Source organism: Chitinophaga sp. H8, from assembly GCF_040567655.1.
In the GTDB taxonomy this organism is placed as follows: domain Bacteria; phylum Bacteroidota; class Bacteroidia; order Chitinophagales; family Chitinophagaceae; genus Chitinophaga; species Chitinophaga defluvii.
This window is the reverse complement of record NZ_JBEXAC010000002.1, coordinates 1,256,674-1,276,080: the sequence shown is the minus strand read 5'-3', so window position 1 is coordinate 1,276,080 and position 19,407 is coordinate 1,256,674. Positions and strand designations below refer to the sequence as shown.

The window sequence follows — 19,407 nt, the reverse complement described above, 5'->3', positions numbered from 1 at the left end:
ATAAGCCTTACAAGGTGTTAGCTTTGTATATTAATTCATCTTATATACACTATGAAAAAGCTACTCTTCTACGGCCTCCTTGCGCTGGCAGCTTTGCCTGCGTGCAAGAAAGATGCTAAGGATAACACTAATCCCAAAGCAGAAAACCCCGCCTCTGTAACAGCAGCGGTTACTTCCCTGAAAAAAACAGACAGCCTTTCCGCTTTTGCCAATGCACTGTCGGCAATGGACCTCTCTAAGGACAACCTGGACGAGGTAACTGTTTTTGCAGCACCTAACAGTGCATTTGCAAACTACGACCCCAATGCCAGGCAATCAGATGCTGCACCGGCTATACCGGACAGCGTGATCCGCAAGCACCTGGTAAAGGGATTCATCAAACTTTCCCAGCTGAAAGATGGGCAGCAACTGACTACGCTCAGCGGACAAACCCTCACCTTCATGATCAAAGAAGGTAAGATATGGGTGAATGGGGTGGAGATCCTGCATTCGGATAGTGCGGATACCAAATTTGTGATCCATACCATTGCCCGCTTGCTGAATCCTTCTACCAAACCCAGTACACTGACAGTAGAAGTATACAATACTATTAAATGGACCACTGCCTTACCTGCCGGTGCTCCTCAGGCCGGTGCACAGGTAAAGCTATACAAGACCCACCTGGATTTTCAGAACAATGCTGCGCCTGCTTATACCGCCGAAACGGATAATGCCGGTAAAGCCGTGTTTTCCAATGTTACCGGCGGCAACTACTATATTGTTGCAACCTATGACGAACTGAATAACCTGCTGGGAGCCGCGAAACAACAGAATGGCACTTACTTAGGTTTCATCAGTGATTCTCTCTATCAGACACAGGAAGAAGTAGCAGGAGGCCCATCTGATGCCAGTGCTGCGCCTGGTAATTTCCGGTTATCCGACGTCAATGGCGATGGTGTCATTAATGCCAATGACCGGGTATTATTGCCTGCACATGATGTTACGCTGGTATCCGGGGTGAGTGTATCCAAGCGTATCCTGATTGGTACTGCCAACAATAGCCAGGTGCGTCCGTTTGCGAATGAAGCACAGGTAAATGCAGCCCTCGCCGCCTGTTATGCACAACTATCACCGTGGCATGAAATGCAAACAGCGATTGATGCCATCTATACAGATGATGCAGATTGTTCCAAGCTGCCCGACTGGTGTAACTTTAATACTTACACGATCAATCCTACCAATAACAACATTGCTACGTTATGGATAAGCGGTTTCCAACTGATCAGCCAGCTGAACCGTATTCTGTTGCAAACAGATGGTACCTCCATGAACGCTGATCAGAAGAATATAGCCAAAGGAGAGGCCAGTGCGATGAAAGGTTATATATATCTTCAGCTGATCACTTATTTCGGGGAAGTACCTTTTCATGACGATCTGAAACTGGCGGCCAACCAGGTACGCAAGGATCTTACCGCCAGCTATGCCTATGCCAGAAAATTGCTGGAAGATGGCAGCAGCCTGTTGCCTGCTCAACCTGCCAGTAATTCCCGGTTTTCTTCCAATGCCTGTAAAGCATTGCTGGCCCGGTTATACCTGCAAACCCAGCAGCCACTGCAAGCTATTGAATACAGCACCAGCGTGATCAATGCCGGCAAGTATATGCTGGAGGCTCCCAATGTGATCTTCAGCAAACCGGCTAATCGTGAAATCATTTTCAGCAGTGCGGACGCTATCAACTTTACACCTTTGAAGACCACCTTTACCAAAGGTACTTTTGTACCGGAAGTCCGTTATACAGAAGTAATGCTGACAGCTGCCGAAGCGATGAATTCCCAGGGCAGGAAAATGGAAGCGGTGAATATCGTGAACATGCTGCATAATCGCGACACGCTGGCTACCCTGTCACCCGCTATTGACGACCAGCAATTCCGGCAAACACTGATGACTGACTGGAAAAACAGCATGAAAACAGAGGGCATACGTTTGGCTGCGTTAAGCCGCTGGAATATGCTGGAACCGGTGTTAGGCCCTTCCGGTTTCCGTATGCAAAACAAATTATTACCCATTCCGCAGATCGTAATTGATCAGAATCCGACCATGATGCAAAATCCAGGTTACTAGTATAACGCTATACGTTATCCTTACCTTCATAACAGGCAAAGGGTGTTCCTATGATCAGGAACACCCTTTGTGTTTTCGGATAGTTAATAGTTGGCAGATTATGAACTTGTTTTTTATTTCTCTTTTAACAGCAATTCAATCTGTAATCCCAGCCGCGCCTCAATATTAGGGCCTTCAAAGCCGATGGACTTAAACTGCAGGTTGTTACGCGCATCTATTACATAAGTAGCGGGGATGATATTAAAGCCGAACTTTTCGCCCACTTCTTTATCCGTATTGTAATACACCGGGAAGGTGTACTTTTTCCTGCCACTCCATTGCTGTGCATTTTCCAATGTATTCCGGGCACCGCTGTTAATCACCATGAATACAACATCCGGATTATTTTTGTATTGATCGTATACCCGTTGGAGATAAGGCATTTCTTCCATGCAGGGAACGCACCAGGTAGCCCAGAAATCGATCACAATAATTTTGTTGTCCAGCATTCCAGCCGGTAATGGTTTACCATCCATATCCACGATGGCTGCCAGGGAAGGTGCTTTTTTATTGATACGGGACTTATTCAGCACTGGCGTCATTTTTTCCTTCCATACCTGCCGGATAGCAGCTTGTTGTTCCTCAAAACCGGCAGCAGCCCCTTTCCAGGCAATATAATTTTGCTTCAGGGCCTGTAAAGCCGCAGTGTCGGCAGGTTCTTCCAGCAGTATTTTCCAATAGGCCTGATAGGCTTTTTCAGGTGCGCCGATAGCCGCATAAAACTGTCCTGCTCTCTGGAGGGTGGTTTTATCTTCGGAGATGCTGAGGGCTTCCTCCATGGTACGTACTCCCTCCTGTTGTTTCCCCTGCTTCTGGCAGATGGTAGCGATGAGTGATAAAAGATTACCTTTTGTTTTTCGTAGTGCAGCCTGTCGTGCACTATCCGTTACATAGCCTGGGATATAGCCATACTCCGGAAAGAAGCGAACCACCCCCACCGGAAAGCTATCTGCCACCTGCAAGGCGCGGTTAGCATATTCCAGCGCACTATCCAAAGCGAGGTTATTATCTGCCAGCTGGGTAGCAATATCTTCCCAGGTGCCGGGAGTATACGGTGTTTTCTCAGCCGCCATTTTCCTGGCATGGTACAGGGCTTTATCTTTGTTTTTGGCCACTACGTAGTGTTCAAACAACAGTTGATGCATTCCCGTATAGGCTTTGCTGTTTTCCCCGTTTTCCTGTTGCAGTTCTTTTTCCAGCAGTGCCACTTTCTTTTCCTCATCATTCACTTTGGCCAGCTGATCTGTGAGCAGTTCTTTGGCCAGGCCGGAATGGGGATAGGTGGCCACTACTACCTTACGGATAGAGTCCAGGCGGCTGTTTTCTCCGATAATGAGATACCCCATTGTTACCAGGTTCAGGTTGCCCATCTCTGTGGGGTTTTCCCTGAACTTACGGGCAATGACTTCCTGCGCCTGTGCGCGGAACTTGTCTTTATCCTTGCCTTTTGCCAGGCTTATTTTGCTGCTGAGCCAGCGTACCCTGGCTTCGTAATTATCCGGGTATAGCGCCAGTTCTTTGGCAAACATCTCCTGTTGTTTTATCAGCAGGGAATCTGACTTTCCCAGTTGGGCACCCAGGCTGTATCCCTTATACAGATAGGTATTCTTTACCGGCACTTTATTTTTATAGATGACCAGTTCGTAATGTTGTTTGGCTGCCGGCTGATCTATAATATCCCCGCTTTGAAAAGTAAAGGATGCGAACATGGCATATCTGGCCAGGGTAAAAGTGGTAACCCAGTTCTTACCATGCTTTTCCATATTTATTACATATGGCAGCTCATAAAGATTGGAATGGCTGAACACCAGTTTTACGGCAGGTACATCTGCCGGGATCTTTGCCCCCGGCGCATCAGGATGGTAGGTGATCGTCACCTGTTGTCCCCGTTCCGGAAACTGTGGTTGAATCGTTACCACCTGTTGTGCCCATGCCACTGTTACAGCCAGTAAAAACAGTATACTTAACAATAATTTTTTCATGTTGCTGTTTTAAGAGGCAATACCTTACCGGCTATTTATAGCCTTCGTTCTGATCCAGGTTGGTATTGGTGAGCAATGCGGTAGCAGGTACGGGGAATAATACCGCCGTAGATTTCCATCCTTGTTTTACGGGTCCCAGCACTGCATCTGCGCGTTTGGTACGTTTGAGGTCAAACCAGCGGTGGCCCCATTCGCTGAACAATTCTACCCTTCTTTCCTGCTCTACTGCCAGCAGCAGCGCTGCTTTATTGATATTGGTGGGTAAAGATGGCAGGAGTGCGCGGTGGCGGATCGTATCCAGGTCGGCACGTGCATCGTCCAGCTTGTTCTGTTGTGCACGGGCTTCTGCGCGGATCAGGAATTGTTCTGCAAAGCGCAGCACCATAGAATATTCCGTTACATCTGCCCCTACTCTTACCTTATACTTAAACGGGTAATAATTGGTCGTGGTGGTCCCCACGGCTACGCCTACCCAGGAAGTATAACGCAGGTCGCCGGGTTCAAATGCACCTCTTAGCTCAGGAGTAAGCCGGTATAAAGGTGTAGGCGCTGCTACCAGCAGGTTTCCTTCCCAGGTATTACGGCCGGGAGATACTACCTGCAACTGCCAGATGGTTTCTTCACTATTCTTCAGGAACACTTTGTTCAGGTCTTTCAGCAGATGATATTTACTATCATCTATTACTTTGGAAGCGGTTTGTTCTGCCAGGTCCCATTTTTCGGTATACAGGTAAGCACGGGCCAGCAAAGCATTGGCAGCAGCCTTATTAGGGCGGATACGTTCAGCGCTGGGGTAATCCTCCTGCATCAGTTTCACCGCATCTACCAGGTCGTCTGTAATCGCCTTATATACATCTGCTACCGGTGTACGTGGCAATACGCCATTTACCTTATAGTCTGTACCGGTGATCAGCGGCACTTTTCCATACATATTTACCAGGTAGAAATTGCAGAAAGCACGCACAAACTTAGCCTCTCCCAACAACTGGTTCTTCACTTTTTCTGTCAGTGTGGTACTGGCCTGTAATCCTTCTATACATGCATTAGCGTGGTAGATAAAAGAGTATGGTTCATCCCATAAAGAAGTGGCAAAGCGGCCGCTTGGCAATATGGCATTATTCCTGAATTCATCGAAAGCAGGGAAGGAGGAGAAATAATAGAACTCATCTGCCGACATGGCGCCGATAAAGCTTACCAGCATGCCCGCAAACTGATAGTTCAATGCCATCATATTACTGTACATCGCCACTACTGCCGCGGTAGATGTTTTATCACTTGCAAATACTTTTTCGCTGGGCAGTTCATTTTTGGGAGGTGCAATGTCTACATACTTATTGCAGGAAGTAGCCACACAAACACACAAGCCGATTATAATAACATAGATACTTTTCATTTCAAATAATTTGTACTGGTTAGTGATCCGATTCATTCCCTTATAAGGTAATCTGTATACCTGCGGTGATTACTCTCAGCGGAGGCATGTTGTAAGGGGTATACCTGTTCTGGGTTTCAGGATCCATTCCTTTATACTTTGTGAATGTCAGCAGATTTTGTCCCATCAGATAAATGCGGCAATAATCTATTTTCCATTTTTTGGTCAGCCCGGACAAATTATAGCTCAGCGATACATTTTTCAGGCGGATATAGGAAGCATCTCCCCATTGTGCATCAGACAGGCGGTAGTTGCTTCTGTAAGCATCATACGCATCTCCTTTGGTAGAAGGGCGGGGAATATCCGTGATATCATCCGGCTGGCGCCAGTAGCCCAGCAGATCGGCCGGAGCATTCGCTCTTTCGCCCAATGTGAGGCCCTGGTAACCATAGCCTACTTTAAATCCTTCCTGCTTTACAAACTGGAACATTACTGCCAGGGACCAGTTCTTGTAGGTAAAATTATTATGAAAGCCACCGTAGAAGTCGGGCATGGTTTGACCGATGGTCACCATATCATCTTCTTCACTGATGTAATCATCCTGGTTCACATCTTCAAACTGTGCAATACCTGTTTTAGGATCTACACCCAGGAAATGGAATCCTTTCACGATACTGAGCGAGCGTCCTATGTCGTACATCTTGGCATAGGGAGAAGATTCCAGCTCCGGATATTCCAGCAGTTTATTTTTAGAGAACGTGATATTGAAAGCGGTGTTCCAGGTAAAGTTTTGATTTTTGACATTAGTTGTATTCAGTTCAAACTCCCATCCTGTATTTTCTACCAGTGCGGGCAGGTTGGCCAGGATACTGGGGAAACCTGTTTGGGACGACAGCTGGAAGTCGACCAGCAAATTATCAGACCGGTTGCGGTAGTAATTGGTAGTAAGTAAAATGCGTTCATCCAGGAATCCGAGGTCTACGCCTGCTTCCATTTTTTTGTTACGTTCCCATCCGTATCCGGGATTATACAGGCGGGAAGGGGTAAGGCCGGTAGAACCATCATACGGGAAATTAGGCGTACCCCAGGTAGGCAGATATTGATAGTCGCCGATCTGGTCATTACCAGTAACGCCGTAGCTTGCACGAAGTTTCCCGAGTGTCAGGAAGGTAGTAGCTGACTTAACAAAAGGTTCATTGGAAAAGATCCAGGCAGCACCTACTGCACCGAAGTTGCCGAAGCGGTTTTGCGGACCAAAGCGGGAAGAACCATCGCGGCGGAAAGTAGCGTTGACAATATATTTTTCCCGCCAGTTATAATTGATCCTTCCAAATACCGCCTGGTAGTTGTATTGATTATAGAGGCTTCTTCTTACGTTTACGCTTTCGGCCGATTTGATATCTTCCATCATTTCATCGGAATCAAATCCCCGTCCTTCAATAAAGCTGCCTTTGCTGATGGTTTGCTGCCAGGAAGCCCCTGCCAGCACTTGCAGGATACCATCTGCCAGTTTGCGGGTATAATCTATCTGTGGTTCAACAATATAGCCCTGTACGTGGGTATTGCCATAGTAGCTGATACCGGGTGTTCCACTCAGTGGATTAAAAGAGGATTCAGGATTGGTCTGTACCTGTTCCATATCCATGGTATTGTACCCCAGGCTGGCTTTCACGTTTAATCCCGGCAGGATGGTATACCTCAATACGGAGTTGCCTACCAGGTTATTAGTTTGTGCGGTGGATTTCTTTAGCAGATAACTGTAAGGGCTGAAGTCGCTTTGTCCTACATAATAGAATTTGCCGGTAGAGTCGTAGGCCGGATAATTAGGCGGCGTATTAAAGTACTGCGTCATATCTATCGGCATGGACTTATCTTTGGTAGAGGTATAATTACCGGAGAAAGTAATATTGAATCTGCCATCTTTTGAGCTATGGTCCAGGTTAAAGTGTAAAGCCCCTCTACTAAGACCCAGGCTGCCTGGCAATACGGTCGTTTCTTTGTGATAAGAACCGCTTAACAGGAAGCGGGTGGTTTCATTACCACCGGAAACAGATAATTGCGCATCCGTCATCTTAGCGGTATTTCCGATAAACGCTTTCTGCCAGTCGATTGTACGGGTACTATCCCAGAGGAACAGGTCCGGCGCGGTTTCAGGAGTAGGTACCACTTCATCTGCTGCAAAAGCATGTTTACGCATCTGGCGGTATTGTGCTGTATTCATCATATCAATGGTATTGGTCACTTTGCCCGCACCACTGTATACGTTCACGTCAATTTTTGTTTTCCCTCCTTTGCCTTTTTTGGTAGTGATCAGCACTACTCCATTGGCACCACGGGAGCCGTAGATGGCGGTAGCATCCGCATCTTTCAGTACATCTACACTTTCTATATCATTAGGATTGATACTTGCCAGCGGGCTTTGGTTGCCGTTGGCACCCGGAAACTGGTTTAATGGTTCGCTGGCCACGGGTACTCCGTCTACAATGTATAAAGGATCTGTACCAGCACCGATGGAGTTGATTCCTCTTAACTGCACTTTAAAATTGGACCCTGGCAAACCGCTGGAGGAGGCGATAAACAGGCCTGATATCCTGCCTTGCAAAGCACCTACCGGATCAGTCACCGGTTGTTCACTGATGCTTTTGCTGCTCACCCTCGAAACAGAGCCGGTGCTGGTGCGGCGGGTAGTAGTACCATAACCGATCACCACGATCTCGTTCAGCTTGCTGGGAGCTGATTCCTGAAGTATGATGGAAACAGCGGTACGGCCAGACAGCGGCACTTCCTGGGTATCAAAGCCAATGATGCTGAAGACCAGTATAGCATCGGGCGTTACATTGCGCAGTTGATAAATACCATCTCCATCGGTAACGGTACCGTTGGTAGTACCTTTTATCGCTACCGTAACGCCGGGTAGTCCGGCGCCGCTTTCATCCGTAACCTTGCCGGTGATGGTGCCGGCTGCCACCTGCGATGGTGATGCCGGTCTGGTTAGCTGTGTATGATCGGGCGTGTCTGTATGTTCCTTTTTGAACAGGATCACACTGTTGCTTACCTGTTTATAGTCAAGGCCGGTAGCTTCCAGCAGCATGTCGAGTGTAGAACTTACGGAACGGGTACCTTTTTTCAGGGAGATATTCCTGAATTTCACCACCTGTTCGGTAGGGTAGGTCATCCGGAAACCGGAGAGTGTTTCCACGTTTTTCAGGGCTTCCCGGAGGGTAGCATCCTTTAGTTCCAGTGTAATTTTCTTCTCTGCAATTCCCTGTGCATTACCATGTTCGGCCCATAGTAGCTGGGCAGACATTGCAATGATCACCATGAAGCACGCACTCATCTTCATAATAAAAGATACATTAATGTTAATCGGATAGGGGAAAAAAGATCCATTCTCCCGTCGGTAGACAGCAGCATTTTTTTGCATAACTTGCAATAGTTTTAAATAGTTAGCCGATAATTGTTTAAAATTTATACCCCTCTTTACTTGCAGGTTGGAGGGGTATTCCTTTTTACTCCTTTGTTAGTTGCATATTGGTTGACAGTTCATTTTTAATGATCGTTACAGCCTTTTCCATGAATGGTGACTGTTCCGTTGCTGATGGTATAAGTAGCATTACGCGCAGTACACACTACGGTAAGCATTTCGTCCAATGATTCTGTACCGCTGAAAGACGCTGTGATCAGGCAGTTTTTCAATGCTTCGTTATCAAATTTTACCGGTACCTGGTAGCGGAGGCTGATTTTTCCGGCGATAAATTCAAATGTTTTTGCTTCATAGATCACGTCCTGCCTCACCCAATCCAGTGTTTTTCCGGCAGCAACGCCCTCCTGATAAGCCGTAGCCGTTTGTATATCGTACACCATGCGTTTGTCGGGCAGTACTATTCCCAGTACTTTCCGTTCGTCTTCCACCTTTACTTTGCCTTGGGTAACTGTAACCGTTATATGTTTATCGTTTTCAAAAGCTTTGATATTAAAGGCCGTACCCAGTACAGTTGTTTTTAATTTATGACTAAGGATAATAAATGGGCGGCTCAGATCGGGTTTGATATCAAAATAGGCTTCTCCGTCCAGGCTTATTTCCCGGTTATTTCCGGACAGGCCGGGTTGATATTGCAGGGTACTTCCTTTGTGCAGGATGACGGTACTACCATCCGGCAGTACCAGGTGCTGGGTATGATCTGCGTATTCCTTTACCGGCGCTGTTGTTTGCTGCGCTACCGGAGGAGGTGTTTTTTCAGACCTGGTGAGCCAATAGCCGCCTATGGCCAGTATAGCCAGGGCTATACCAGCTGCAACCATCCTCCAGGCCCTGCCACGGGTATCCAGCCGGGTGTGGCTTTGTGGCAGGACCGGTATTTCCTTGCTGGCATTCCGGGTAGCTGCAGGAGCCACGTATTCCTTTGGGCCTGTTTGAGACCGGTGCACAATACTGCTGAACATATCATCCCAGTTGACCGAAGGGAATTCGGTATTCGGCGCCGTTTGTTGCCAGAGGCCGAGCATATACGCCCTTAAAGGCGCATCATCATCGGCCATACGAATCCATCCGAACAGTTCCCTGGTTTCTTCCGGGGAAGCCGAACCGGCAGTATATTGTTGCAGCAGGAACTGGATCCTGCTTTGATCTGGCATCATAGCAATAGTTTGACAGGTGAACGATGGATGATGAAAGGCCGGGTAAGCTATAGGGGGAATAAAAGCCCCCTCTATAACAGTAGAGTATTGTAAAAGGCAAAAGGACTATCCGGCGGGAAAAAATATTTTCAGGGGGATTAATCCATGAGGAACCAGAGCAGGAAAAGCGCTCCTTTTTGCAGGCATACCCGGATATAGCGCAGTGCCTGTACCAGTTGATTTTTGACGGTATTGCGGGAGATATTGAGCTGATGGGCAATTTCTTCATGACTTAGTCCATCCTGCCTGCTGAGGCGGTAGATCGTTTGCCGCTGGGGAGGGAGCTGCTGTACCGCTTTATCAATGATCCAGCGGCTTTCATTCACGGCTACTGTTTCTTCGGTGCTGTTCACCTCCTGATTCATCGTGGCAATGATGGTTTCGAGCAGTACGGCTTCCCGGGAAACTTTTTTAAGGTAATAGAACACTTTATGGTAGGCCATAGAGAAGATATAGGCCGAAGTATCCTTTACATCTTCAAATTTTTCTTTGTTCAGCCAGATGGACAGGAACACTTCCTGTACAATTTCTTCCGCTACCGGGGCTGATTTGGTGAGTTTAAAAGCAATGGCGTAGATCCTGGTGCGGTAGCGGTCAAACAGTACCCTGAAAGCCGCTTCATCACCCAATGCAATATGGGCAAATAATCGTTTTTCATCATATAATTCATACACTGTCATAACTACTTTCTGGTACTAAACACGGTATAAATCTACAAAAAAGCTGGAAAGGAAGAAAGAGAAAGCCGGAAGCCGTATCCATTTGCCTTTTCAGAGCTTAGTAGGTGTACCATTCTGGCAAACAGGAAACAGTGTTTATCATTTCCATATTTTAGCCGGGTAGGTAGCAGATTCGTAATACCGTGGTTGTAGATCAGTTTGCAAAGGTAATACAAGCGGCCCAGTTAGTGCACTATTTTTATAGACTATTAACTGCGGCCCTAAAAGCTATATGGAAATAATAGGATTACAGAGGTTTGGAAAAATTTCTATGTTCATCCGTATATAGTGCCGGATTAAAATAACTCAGGCTCATTCTGATATTTTCCGGCAGGTTGTTTACTCTTGACATCCATTTCTGTGCTACACGTTTCCAGTTGGAGATAGGTTTGGCACCTGCCAGTTTCCAGCCTTCTTTATCATAGTGGTAATGAAATTTTTTTCCTTCGAGTTCCGAAAACAGATGCATTTTAAAGAAAGTGATCACCTCTTCCAATGTGGGGTAATAATGCTCCACAGGGGCCGGTGTGTGTTGCTGTATTTTTTCCTGATTCAAAAAAAATGATTGGTTATCTGTGTGTGAGTGCCCACGTTTAAAAACGTTTACACACTCACTTTTAAAATCTTTAATTTTTTTCTGTTTAATTAAAGAGTGAGGTAAAACTGCCTCACATATAGGGTCATTATTACTATCCCCAGGTAGTATATTGTCCACCTGGAGGGTGGTATATATACTACCTATCGGTGGTATATTGTTCACCTTTGAGTTAGTACAGTCCTGCTCTACACCCGTAGCACTATGTGTATCCATATTACTACACGTGTCAGTTATTGCTGGTGCTTCCTCCTTTAAGCCGGGCAGCTCCTCCAGGTTTTCTTCCCACGCCAGGGAAAGTCCAAGGTCTTCATGCCCATTGTTGCAGAAGATAGCGGGTTGTTTTTCTGTTTCATTTTCCTGTAATACTATCATACTTATTTTTGCCCGTGCATATTTACCTGTGGCCGGATAATATTTGATATACCCACCAGCCTGCAGTTCCTTCAAACATTTATAGTACGTTTTAGCAGAGCCAATTTTACTCAGCAGCAATGTTGTTTCTCTTCTGATGGCAAATACGGGTGCGAACCGCTGGTAGTTCCACTGCTGGAACAATGCATGGTAGAGGGCCAGATGGTTAGGGTTTATCTTTTCGTCACCTGCCATTTTCTTTGTAAAAGCATTTAGTTGTTTGATGTAATTCATGTTCAAAAAAGTTGGTGGTTAAACAAACCATTGAGTAATAAATTATCAGTTTGCAAAAGAAAGTTTAATTGCAAAAAAAATGAGTTAACCAGAGGTTAACAGCAAGTTCTTTTTATTCACATTATTGAAATAGAAAACCGGAGCACTACCTCATCAGTGTCAGTGGCGCCATTATACTGTGTGGTATAATTGCTCCACATCACCTCAGCGGATTTACGATGCTCCGGTTTCCGGTTGATGGCAAAACGTACCGTTATTGTCCTGATACCATTACCAGTTGAAACGCATTATAGGCGCCATTATTCAGCGGGTATGCCGCACCATTGACATCCTGGAAAAAGGCGATGCCCAGTGCCAGGAACAAAGGATGCGTACTTGCCGCTGTTACCTGTGTATGTAGCTGGATGGCCGGCACCAGTGCATCTGTAACAGACAGCATACCACTATCTGCTATGGTGCTGACAAATCTGCCACTTTCAAAGTCAACTTCTGCCCCTGCAATGGAGATCACAAAATGTGTAGCTTCCGTGGGGTATACGATATCCGTACCTGGTACAATAGCAGGTACATCCACCTGTAGTGTGCCGGTAGCACGGTCTATCGTATTGACAGTGTTAAGTTTCAGCGCAGTGCTTAGCGGGCTGTGCTGGTTAAACTCAAAGCCTTGCAGCAATGCCGTTTCACCATCCATTACATTTCTGGCCCCTCTGATGTTGATAGCATCTGCCTTGACCACTTTAACCATTTCGCGGATAAGCCGTCTCATAATCTGCTTATCAGCCACCTGCTTTATCAGGGAAGCGTAAGCATTACGCAACAGCTTACCTGCTTTTCCTGCGCGGCCAAATTCGGCCCAGTTTTCCCGTGTTCTTTCAAAAGCGGGATCTGTCTTCATGCGGGTTTTGCTAATCCCCCCTTTTTGACGGGCCTTAAAGCCGTCATTTGTTTTAAAAAAGGTAATATTTCCTATAGTACCTTCAAACTGAACTAATCCACTTTGCTTAGCCATAGTCATTAATTTATTTTTTTTAGTAATAAGGCGTTTATTTAAAGCCATGCCCGTTTCTGGCTGCCGCACAAAATCTTTTTTCTTCTTCCGCTGCAGTCGGTCAATTCGCTAAAATTCTGTACTTTCAGTACTGATAGAACGAAAGTAGTTCAGCCTGTTTTTCACACAAAACGAAAAGGCCAAATAGGCCAAAAGCGGTCTAAAACGGAAAAAATGGTACAAAATGAACATCAAACGTGCAGTAGTATATAGCAAAGACGTTGAAATATTAACCGGCTACAAAGGCCGTACAGCAAGGAGATTACTCCAAAAGATCCGCGAAAAGCATGGTAAAAAAAGAGGCGGCTTTGTAACCGTAGCAGAATTTTGTGAGTATACAGGTTTTGATGCAAACCTTCTGTATGAAATCATGGTATAGCCTTTTATGCTCTATTCATACTCTATCCATGCTCTATCTATGCTTTAACTATGCTCTAACTATGCTTTAACTATGCTTTAAGCATACTTCAATGCACGCCCCGCCCACTTCACATACGATACCGGGTACCTGTGTGGCATAATTGCCCCACGTTGCCTGATTGCTGACATATGGTACCTCATGAGTATTTTCTGATTTAAAGACAACAAAGTCATTAATGCCAATTTGCAATTTTAATATGCTCGTTTACGTTATAATACGATCATGTTATTAAAAAAATATTTTTCAAAAATTTGTATATATCAAAAAAATAATCACATCTTTGCACCGTTAAAAAAATCACAAAACAGTAAACATGCAACGTATACAATTACATACTATTCTCACCAACCGGATTTGCTTTACAGAAAGCTATCCTGATTGCGGGGGCATGTTATGCTGCAGAATAAGTTGATATAACTAATTCGATATAACACAGGCCCCGCAAGAGATTGCGGGGCTTTTTTGTGCTGTAAAACATTTATACCAGACATCTTTTTAATACTAAAAACAATGTACTAAGTGACATTAAGATATATACGCTTTACAATCAGGCATGATCAACAGGTATCCATAAAATGCTACCAGCATTTTATGCAGTATCGCGATGATGATCAACCGGGGCATGTCCTAACATAAGCACTGCTTATGTTGCAGGAATAAAAAATCCCGGTTGCATCATACAACCGGGATTTTTTGTGCATATCAATTAGCGTTTAGTCAATACTGTTAACACCGTTTGTCCTGTAGCGCAATGGTTAGCGCAACTGCCTTATACGCAGTGGGTTGCTGGTTCAATTCCAGCCAGGACAACTATTTACAACTTGCAGTTTAAAAATCAGAACCAGTGTGATTGAACAGTTGTAAAATCAATGTGAGTGCGGCGAAGCTGGCGTGTCGCAATGGTCTGTAAAACCATCGTCTAAGGACATAGTAAGTTCGAATCTTACCACTCACACCAGGTTAATGCATGCATTAACGCAAGAGCTTCCTTAACGGGAAGATGGGCACATACCTGTTGTTGCAAACCAGGCATGGGTTTCTGTATAGCCCTGCAGTGCAGTAATGATCATTAGCTGTATGCTATTGCAGCAATGGAGGCGTGCCCACCACGATTCTGTGCGTCGAAGGTTCGAATCCTTCCGGGTGAAAGCCTGTAGCTCAGGGGTAGAGCAACGGATAACATATGCAGGTTCGAATCCTGCCTCTTCAAAGCAAGAGATGCATAACGGTTATGCTCCGGAAGTATGCGCTACTTCCTTAAAAATGGCGCTCACTTTAAAAGCCGGCGTTAGCTGCCGAGATGAAACAATGTCCGTATTGTTTATATCAATTTGGCAAGCACTCCGCAAGCAGGTGTAAAAATGATCATGGCAGGTAGTACTGACCAGCTGTTTTAACAGTGGATAGCACTGTAAAAGTAATATCACTGCTACACTTCCCGTCATTGAAATCTGTTTCCGTGTATACTAAATGGCAATGGCACCGGCTTTTATAATTTGAAATTTTAAAAACTAAAACAATGAAAAGAGTTCTGGTCAACGCTTATCAGGTTGGCCTGGTATTTAAGCGGGGTGTTTACCACCATGCAGTCAAAGCAGGCAGGTATTGGTTAATGCCTGGTGAAAAAATGGAAGTGTATGATACTACCAAACCTTTCTATGCCCCCTGCGAACTGAACATCCTCTTAGCAGATGCCGCCTTAACCGGGTTGTTGCATGTAGTAGAGGTAGCAGATACTGAAATTGTACTGCAATATGAAAATGGGTTACTGAAGCAGGTATTAACTGCCGGTCGTTATCCCTATTGGGAAAGCGTGATCAGGTATACATTTGTCCGCGCAGATATCAGCAAAGCTGATATTACCGAAGACATAGACCGGGCTACCCTGTCTCATAAAATGCTGGCACCTTACGTGCGCAGCTATGTTGTGGAAAACCACGAAATGGCATTGCTGTTCGTAGATGGTAAATATGTACAGGTATTGCCCGGAGGGGTATACTACTGGTGGAAAAACAATATCCCTGTTTATGTAGGTAAGGTAGATATCCGCCAGTTGCAGGTAGAAATCAACGGGCAGGAAATACTGACCAGGGATAAAGCAGCATTGCGTATTAATGCCTGGGCACAGTATAAAGTGGCCGATATTGAAAAAGCATTGTTGCAGAACAAGGACTATGAGCGCCAGTTATATATCCTCTTCCAGTTAGCACTGCGGGAATATATTGCAGGACTTGGATTTGATGAATTACTGGAAAAGAAAGACACCTTAAGCCCTTATATCCTGGAAGCGGTGAGTGTTGCTGCCGCACAGCTGGGTGTAACCATTACCGGTTTCGGTATCCGTGATATTATTTTGCCCGGTGAAATGAAAGAAATCATGAACCAGGTATTGATCGCCGAAAAAAAGGCACAGTCCAATATCATCATGCGAAGGGAAGAAACGGCCAGCACCCGTAGTTTGTTAAATACCGCCAAATTGATGGAGGATAATCCTATGCTGTTCAAACTGAAGGAGATGGAATATGTGGAGAAGATCGCAGAAAAGATTACCAACATCAGTGTAAATGGTAATGGTGTATTAATAGACCAGTTACGTCAGATATTTGTTCCCCAGAAATAGCAAATACCAGGAGCTGTCTACTTCGTGTAGCCAGCTCCTTTTTTCTTGCGTTAGCTCCGTTATCAGGGTTACATATTTTTCACCTGTTGCCATATTGTTTCATTCACCGGTATACCTTCCGCCTCGTTTTTAAGACGGGTTTGCAGGGTGCGCTCTCCGGGATAGGTTACTTGCCCGCCCGGCTCAGCAGGTGTACTGCTTTTTGTAAAATTTATAATCTCTTCTATCAACCCTTCGTGCATATCCGGCTGGTGCAGGCAGATAAAACATTGTGATAATCCCACTTCATCTACTCCACTGGTGATCTGTGCTGTAGAGCGGCCTCCGCTGAGTGCTACCACCATCACATCCAGGATCATAGACAGTCCGGAACCTTTCCAGAAACCAACAGGCAGGGTACGTTTTGTATTGCGGATAGCAACCGGGTCTGTGCTCAGGTTTCCCTGTTCATCATATCCTCCCGGAAGCGGTAATGGTGCTTTCTTCAATTCATACTCCTGCAACTTCCCATAAGAAAACTGCGACATCGCCATATCCAGCACTACATGCCCTCCGGCACGCGGTACCGCAATTACCAGCGGATTATTACCCAATACCGGATTCATACCACCCCAGGCGGGCATATTGGCCAATGTATTCGTAAAACAAATACCAATACAACCTGCCTCTGCAGCCTGCCAGCCGTATGTACCACCACGCATCCAGTGATTGGTATTTTTTACCGCCACACAACCAATCCCATGTGTTTTTGCCAATGCTATCGCCCGGTCCATGCACAAGGAGGCGTTATACATCCCAGGGGCATACTGCCCATCCCATCGCTCTATAGCCCCAATCGTTTCTATTAATACCGGCTCCGCATCTCCATGAATCAATCCTTTTTGCACGTACTCCACAAAAACAGGGAAACGGTTCAGCCCGTGAGAGTACACACCGTCCCTGCTATTGGCAGCAAAGATACGGGCACAGGCTTCCGCCTTTTCTTGCGGAAAAGACAACTTTAACAATACTCTCTTAAACTCCTGTTTAAGCTGTTCAAATGGGATACGCATGAGGAGGAAATATTTTGTTCTGCTGTTCAAAGTACAAATTCCTGACGGAAAGATCAGCAGGGAGCTTTTCAAAAAGTGAGACACTATTCCGCAAATTAACCTGATCACCTATAAAATCCAGGGTTCAGTAAAATCTGCTACCGGTAGTATTACTATAAAGTGCTATTCTATAAAAGACATAAACATCCTTTATTATTCATAAATGTAGTAACTTTGTTCCTGTAAAAGCGCGCATCGCCTTTATCTTAAACCTATAAGACTATGGCAACTAAACCACTCAAGCGGCATGAGAGCATCCTTACCTTCTCCAGAGAACATCATTTCAGCCTGCTTTTCTGCTGGAAAATAAGACAGGGAATTAAGAAGAATGTAGCGGGGGAACGTATCCGGCAGTATGTGGAATACTTCTGGACGCATTGTTTGCAATCGCATTTCCGGCAGGAGGAAGCGGTATTATTTGCGCCGCTATCCGACAAGATGGTACAACGGGCTATCCTGGACCATCAATATATCAGCAAGCAGATAGCTGCCTTAGCGGGCAGCAGTGCCAAAGATCTTCCGAAGGACCTGGCGATACTGGCCGATTCGGTGGACAATCATGTGAGATATGAAGAGCGGGAGTTGTTCCCTTACCTGGAAAGGAAGCTCAGCCAGGAACAATTGGAAGCCATAGGAGAACAGCTGACAGATGAACCATTGAAAGACGACTACCGGGATGAGTTCTGGAACTGGCCCGCTACCTTGTAAAAGGAGGTAGCCGGTTATGATTGGCAGGACGAGTGTATCAAGCCCTTACTAATATTATAATATTTACTTAACTTACACTCGTCCAATCTCATTCATATAATGACATTTGAAATTTTTCTAACTATATTCCTTGTTTTTCTGAATGGTTTTTTTGTAGCTGCCGAGTTTGCCATCGTAAAAGTCCGGAGCACCCAACTGAGCAATTTAAGTGGCTTATCCAAGAATGTAACGGCTGCGGCCAAAAAAGTGACCAGCAACCTGGACGGTTATTTGGCTGCTACCCAGCTGGGTATTACCCTGGCATCCCTGGGGCTGGGATGGGTAGGTGAGGAGATGATGACCAAAATCATCCTGACTACCTTCGACGCTTTACATATTTCCATACCTGCCTCTACCGCACATAAAATAGCTATCCCGGTAGCCTTCTTCTGTATTACTGTACTGCATATCGTATTTGGAGAGCTGGCCCCTAAATCCATCGCTATCCGTAAACCGGCTTCGACTACCTTGCTGGTAGCGATCCCTCTGCAGATCTTCTATATCGTTTTCCGTCCGTTCATCTGGCTCCTCAATGGACTAGCCAACTTCCTGCTACGTATGATAGGTATTCCGCCGGCAAAGGAGCAGGATATCCACTCTGAAGAGGAACTGAAGCTGATCATCGCAGAAAGCCAGGAAGGCGGGGCTATTGAAGAAACAGAAAGGGAACTCATCCACAACGTATTTGATTTTGACGACCGCCGCGTAAAAGGCATCCTTACCCACCGTAAGGATATCATTGCACTGGATGCTGCCATGCCTTTTGATGAACTGGTGGATAAAGTGATCATGGAAGGCTACTCCCGCTACCCGGTATATAACAATAGCATCGATGAACTGATTGGGGTGATCTATACCAAAGACCTCGTAAAGGGCATCCATGAAAAGACAGTAAAGGCTGTAAAAGATATCCTGCGCCCGGTATTTTATATTCCGGACAGCATGAAGATCAAGGTACTGTTGCGCAACTTCCAGCTGAACCGGCAACAGCTGGCCATTGTAACGGATGAATTTGGTGACACGGAAGGACTGGTAACCATGGAAGATGTACTGGAGCAACTGGTAGGAGATATACAGGATGAACACGACCAGGAACAACCTATCGTACAACAGGTAAACGATCAGACATTTATTGTAGATGCCCACCAGAATATAGAAGAAATCAACGAATACCTGCCCAAACCATTGCCGGCAAGTGACCATTATGATACTTTATCCGGCCTTATTGCCTACTATCACGGCAGTATCCCTACGGAAGGCGAAGTACTGCAGGTAGAAGGTTATCAGCTCACCATTCTCAAAATGTTCAAACGCTCTGCCGAAAGAGTGCAGGTAGTATTATCCTAAT

General features: G+C 45.6%; 13 protein-coding genes and 2 tRNA genes. 7 read left to right on the top strand and 8 right to left on the bottom strand.

Going from position 1 to position 19,407, the window contains the following annotated elements:
* Nucleotides 1-51 precede the first annotated feature (51 nt).
* Nucleotides 52-2,100: a fasciclin domain-containing protein gene (locus ABR189_RS19115; RefSeq protein WP_354662070.1), complete on the top strand. Its 2,049-nt coding sequence runs from the start codon at nucleotides 52-54 to the stop codon at nucleotides 2,098-2,100.
* Between the two features lie 113 nt (nucleotides 2,101-2,213).
* Here ABR189_RS19115 and ABR189_RS19110 read toward each other — a convergent pair whose 3' ends face one another.
* The 7 genes from ABR189_RS19110 to ABR189_RS19080 all read right to left on the bottom strand — a co-directional run bounded on the left by ABR189_RS19110 (nucleotide 2,214) and on the right by ABR189_RS19080 (nucleotide 13,141).
* On the bottom strand, nucleotides 2,214-4,121 hold the full coding sequence (locus ABR189_RS19110; protein ID WP_354662069.1) for a redoxin family protein: 1,908 nt from the start codon (nucleotides 4,119-4,121) through the stop codon (nucleotides 2,214-2,216).
* 31 nt (nucleotides 4,122-4,152) lie between these two features.
* A complete protein-coding gene (locus ABR189_RS19105) occupies nucleotides 4,153-5,514 on the bottom strand; it encodes a RagB/SusD family nutrient uptake outer membrane protein (protein ID WP_354662068.1) in 1,362 nt (453 codons plus the stop codon).
* 40 nt (nucleotides 5,515-5,554) lie between these two features.
* Nucleotides 5,555-8,917 carry a TonB-dependent receptor gene (locus tag ABR189_RS19100; protein WP_354662067.1) on the bottom strand — a complete coding sequence of 1,121 codons (3,363 nt, stop codon included), beginning with the start codon at nucleotides 8,915-8,917 and terminating at the stop codon, nucleotides 5,555-5,557.
* A gap of 125 nt (nucleotides 8,918-9,042) precedes the next feature.
* Nucleotides 9,043-10,131: a FecR family protein gene (locus ABR189_RS19095; RefSeq protein WP_354662066.1), complete on the bottom strand. Its 1,089-nt coding sequence runs from the start codon at nucleotides 10,129-10,131 to the stop codon at nucleotides 9,043-9,045.
* 137 nt (nucleotides 10,132-10,268) lie between these two features.
* Nucleotides 10,269-10,850 (bottom strand): RNA polymerase sigma factor, encoded by a 582-nt coding sequence (locus ABR189_RS19090; protein ID WP_354662065.1) that lies wholly within the window; start codon nucleotides 10,848-10,850, stop codon nucleotides 10,269-10,271.
* 286 nt (nucleotides 10,851-11,136) lie between these two features.
* Nucleotides 11,137-12,132 carry a hypothetical protein gene (locus ABR189_RS19085; RefSeq protein ID WP_354662064.1) on the bottom strand — a complete coding sequence of 332 codons (996 nt, stop codon included), beginning with the start codon at nucleotides 12,130-12,132 and terminating at the stop codon, nucleotides 11,137-11,139.
* Between the two features lie 253 nt (nucleotides 12,133-12,385).
* Complete coding sequence (locus tag ABR189_RS19080; RefSeq protein ID WP_354662063.1) at nucleotides 12,386-13,141, bottom strand: hypothetical protein; 756 nt, start codon at nucleotides 13,139-13,141, stop codon at nucleotides 12,386-12,388.
* 223 nt (nucleotides 13,142-13,364) lie between these two features.
* Here ABR189_RS19080 and ABR189_RS19075 point away from each other — a divergent pair, with 223 nt between their 5' ends.
* The 4 genes from ABR189_RS19075 (at nucleotide 13,365) to ABR189_RS19060 (ending at nucleotide 16,221) form a co-directional block, all read left to right on the top strand.
* Nucleotides 13,365-13,559 carry a hypothetical protein gene (locus tag ABR189_RS19075; RefSeq protein WP_354662062.1) on the top strand — a complete coding sequence of 65 codons (195 nt, stop codon included), beginning with the start codon at nucleotides 13,365-13,367 and terminating at the stop codon, nucleotides 13,557-13,559.
* A gap of 779 nt (nucleotides 13,560-14,338) precedes the next feature.
* Nucleotides 14,339-14,411: transfer RNA gene (locus tag ABR189_RS19070), tRNA-Ile, on the top strand.
* Between the two features lie 61 nt (nucleotides 14,412-14,472).
* A tRNA-Tyr gene (locus ABR189_RS19065) sits at nucleotides 14,473-14,559 on the top strand.
* A gap of 561 nt (nucleotides 14,560-15,120) precedes the next feature.
* Complete coding sequence (locus ABR189_RS19060) at nucleotides 15,121-16,221, top strand: slipin family protein (protein ID WP_354662061.1); 1,101 nt, start codon at nucleotides 15,121-15,123, stop codon at nucleotides 16,219-16,221.
* A gap of 68 nt (nucleotides 16,222-16,289) precedes the next feature.
* Here ABR189_RS19060 and yiaK read toward each other — a convergent pair whose 3' ends face one another.
* Nucleotides 16,290-17,273 (bottom strand): 3-dehydro-L-gulonate 2-dehydrogenase, encoded by a 984-nt coding sequence (yiaK, locus tag ABR189_RS19055; protein ID WP_354662060.1) that lies wholly within the window; start codon nucleotides 17,271-17,273, stop codon nucleotides 16,290-16,292.
* Between the two features lie 261 nt (nucleotides 17,274-17,534).
* On the opposite strand from yiaK, the gene ABR189_RS19050 reads away from it, so the two are divergent.
* Together ABR189_RS19050 and ABR189_RS19045 are read left to right on the top strand one after the other, a co-directional pair.
* Nucleotides 17,535-18,020, top strand: a complete 486-nt coding sequence (locus ABR189_RS19050) for a hemerythrin domain-containing protein (RefSeq protein WP_354662059.1) — start codon at nucleotides 17,535-17,537, stop codon at nucleotides 18,018-18,020.
* A 99-nt stretch (nucleotides 18,021-18,119) separates the two neighbouring features.
* Nucleotides 18,120-19,406 (top strand): hemolysin family protein, encoded by a 1,287-nt coding sequence (locus ABR189_RS19045; protein WP_354662058.1) that lies wholly within the window; start codon nucleotides 18,120-18,122, stop codon nucleotides 19,404-19,406.
* Nucleotide 19,407 lies beyond the last annotated feature (1 nt).

Bases quoted from the DNA above. Each gene is read 5' to 3' on its own strand.
- ABR189_RS19095 (WP_354662066.1), bottom strand. From the start codon at position 10,131: ATGATGCCAGATCAAAGCAGGATCCAGTTCCTGCTGCAACAATATACT.
- ABR189_RS19100 (WP_354662067.1), bottom strand. From the start codon at position 8,917: ATGCAAAAAAATGCTGCTGTCTACCGACGGGAGAATGGATCTTTTTTC.
- ABR189_RS19075 (WP_354662062.1), top strand. From the start codon at position 13,365: ATGAACATCAAACGTGCAGTAGTATATAGCAAAGACGTTGAAATATTA.
- ABR189_RS19090 (WP_354662065.1), bottom strand. From the start codon at position 10,850: ATGACAGTGTATGAATTATATGATGAAAAACGATTATTTGCCCATATT.
- ABR189_RS19060 (WP_354662061.1), top strand. From the start codon at position 15,121: ATGAAAAGAGTTCTGGTCAACGCTTATCAGGTTGGCCTGGTATTTAAG.
- ABR189_RS19080 (WP_354662063.1), bottom strand. From the start codon at position 13,141: ATGGCTAAGCAAAGTGGATTAGTTCAGTTTGAAGGTACTATAGGAAAT.
- ABR189_RS19045 (WP_354662058.1), top strand. From the start codon at position 18,120: ATGACATTTGAAATTTTTCTAACTATATTCCTTGTTTTTCTGAATGGT.
- ABR189_RS19050 (WP_354662059.1), top strand. From the start codon at position 17,535: ATGGCAACTAAACCACTCAAGCGGCATGAGAGCATCCTTACCTTCTCC.
- ABR189_RS19110 (WP_354662069.1), bottom strand. From the start codon at position 4,121: ATGAAAAAATTATTGTTAAGTATACTGTTTTTACTGGCTGTAACAGTG.
- yiaK (WP_354662060.1), bottom strand. From the start codon at position 17,273: ATGCGTATCCCATTTGAACAGCTTAAACAGGAGTTTAAGAGAGTATTG.
- ABR189_RS19085 (WP_354662064.1), bottom strand. From the start codon at position 12,132: ATGAATTACATCAAACAACTAAATGCTTTTACAAAGAAAATGGCAGGT.
- ABR189_RS19105 (WP_354662068.1), bottom strand. From the start codon at position 5,514: ATGAAAAGTATCTATGTTATTATAATCGGCTTGTGTGTTTGTGTGGCT.
- ABR189_RS19115 (WP_354662070.1), top strand. From the start codon at position 52: ATGAAAAAGCTACTCTTCTACGGCCTCCTTGCGCTGGCAGCTTTGCCT.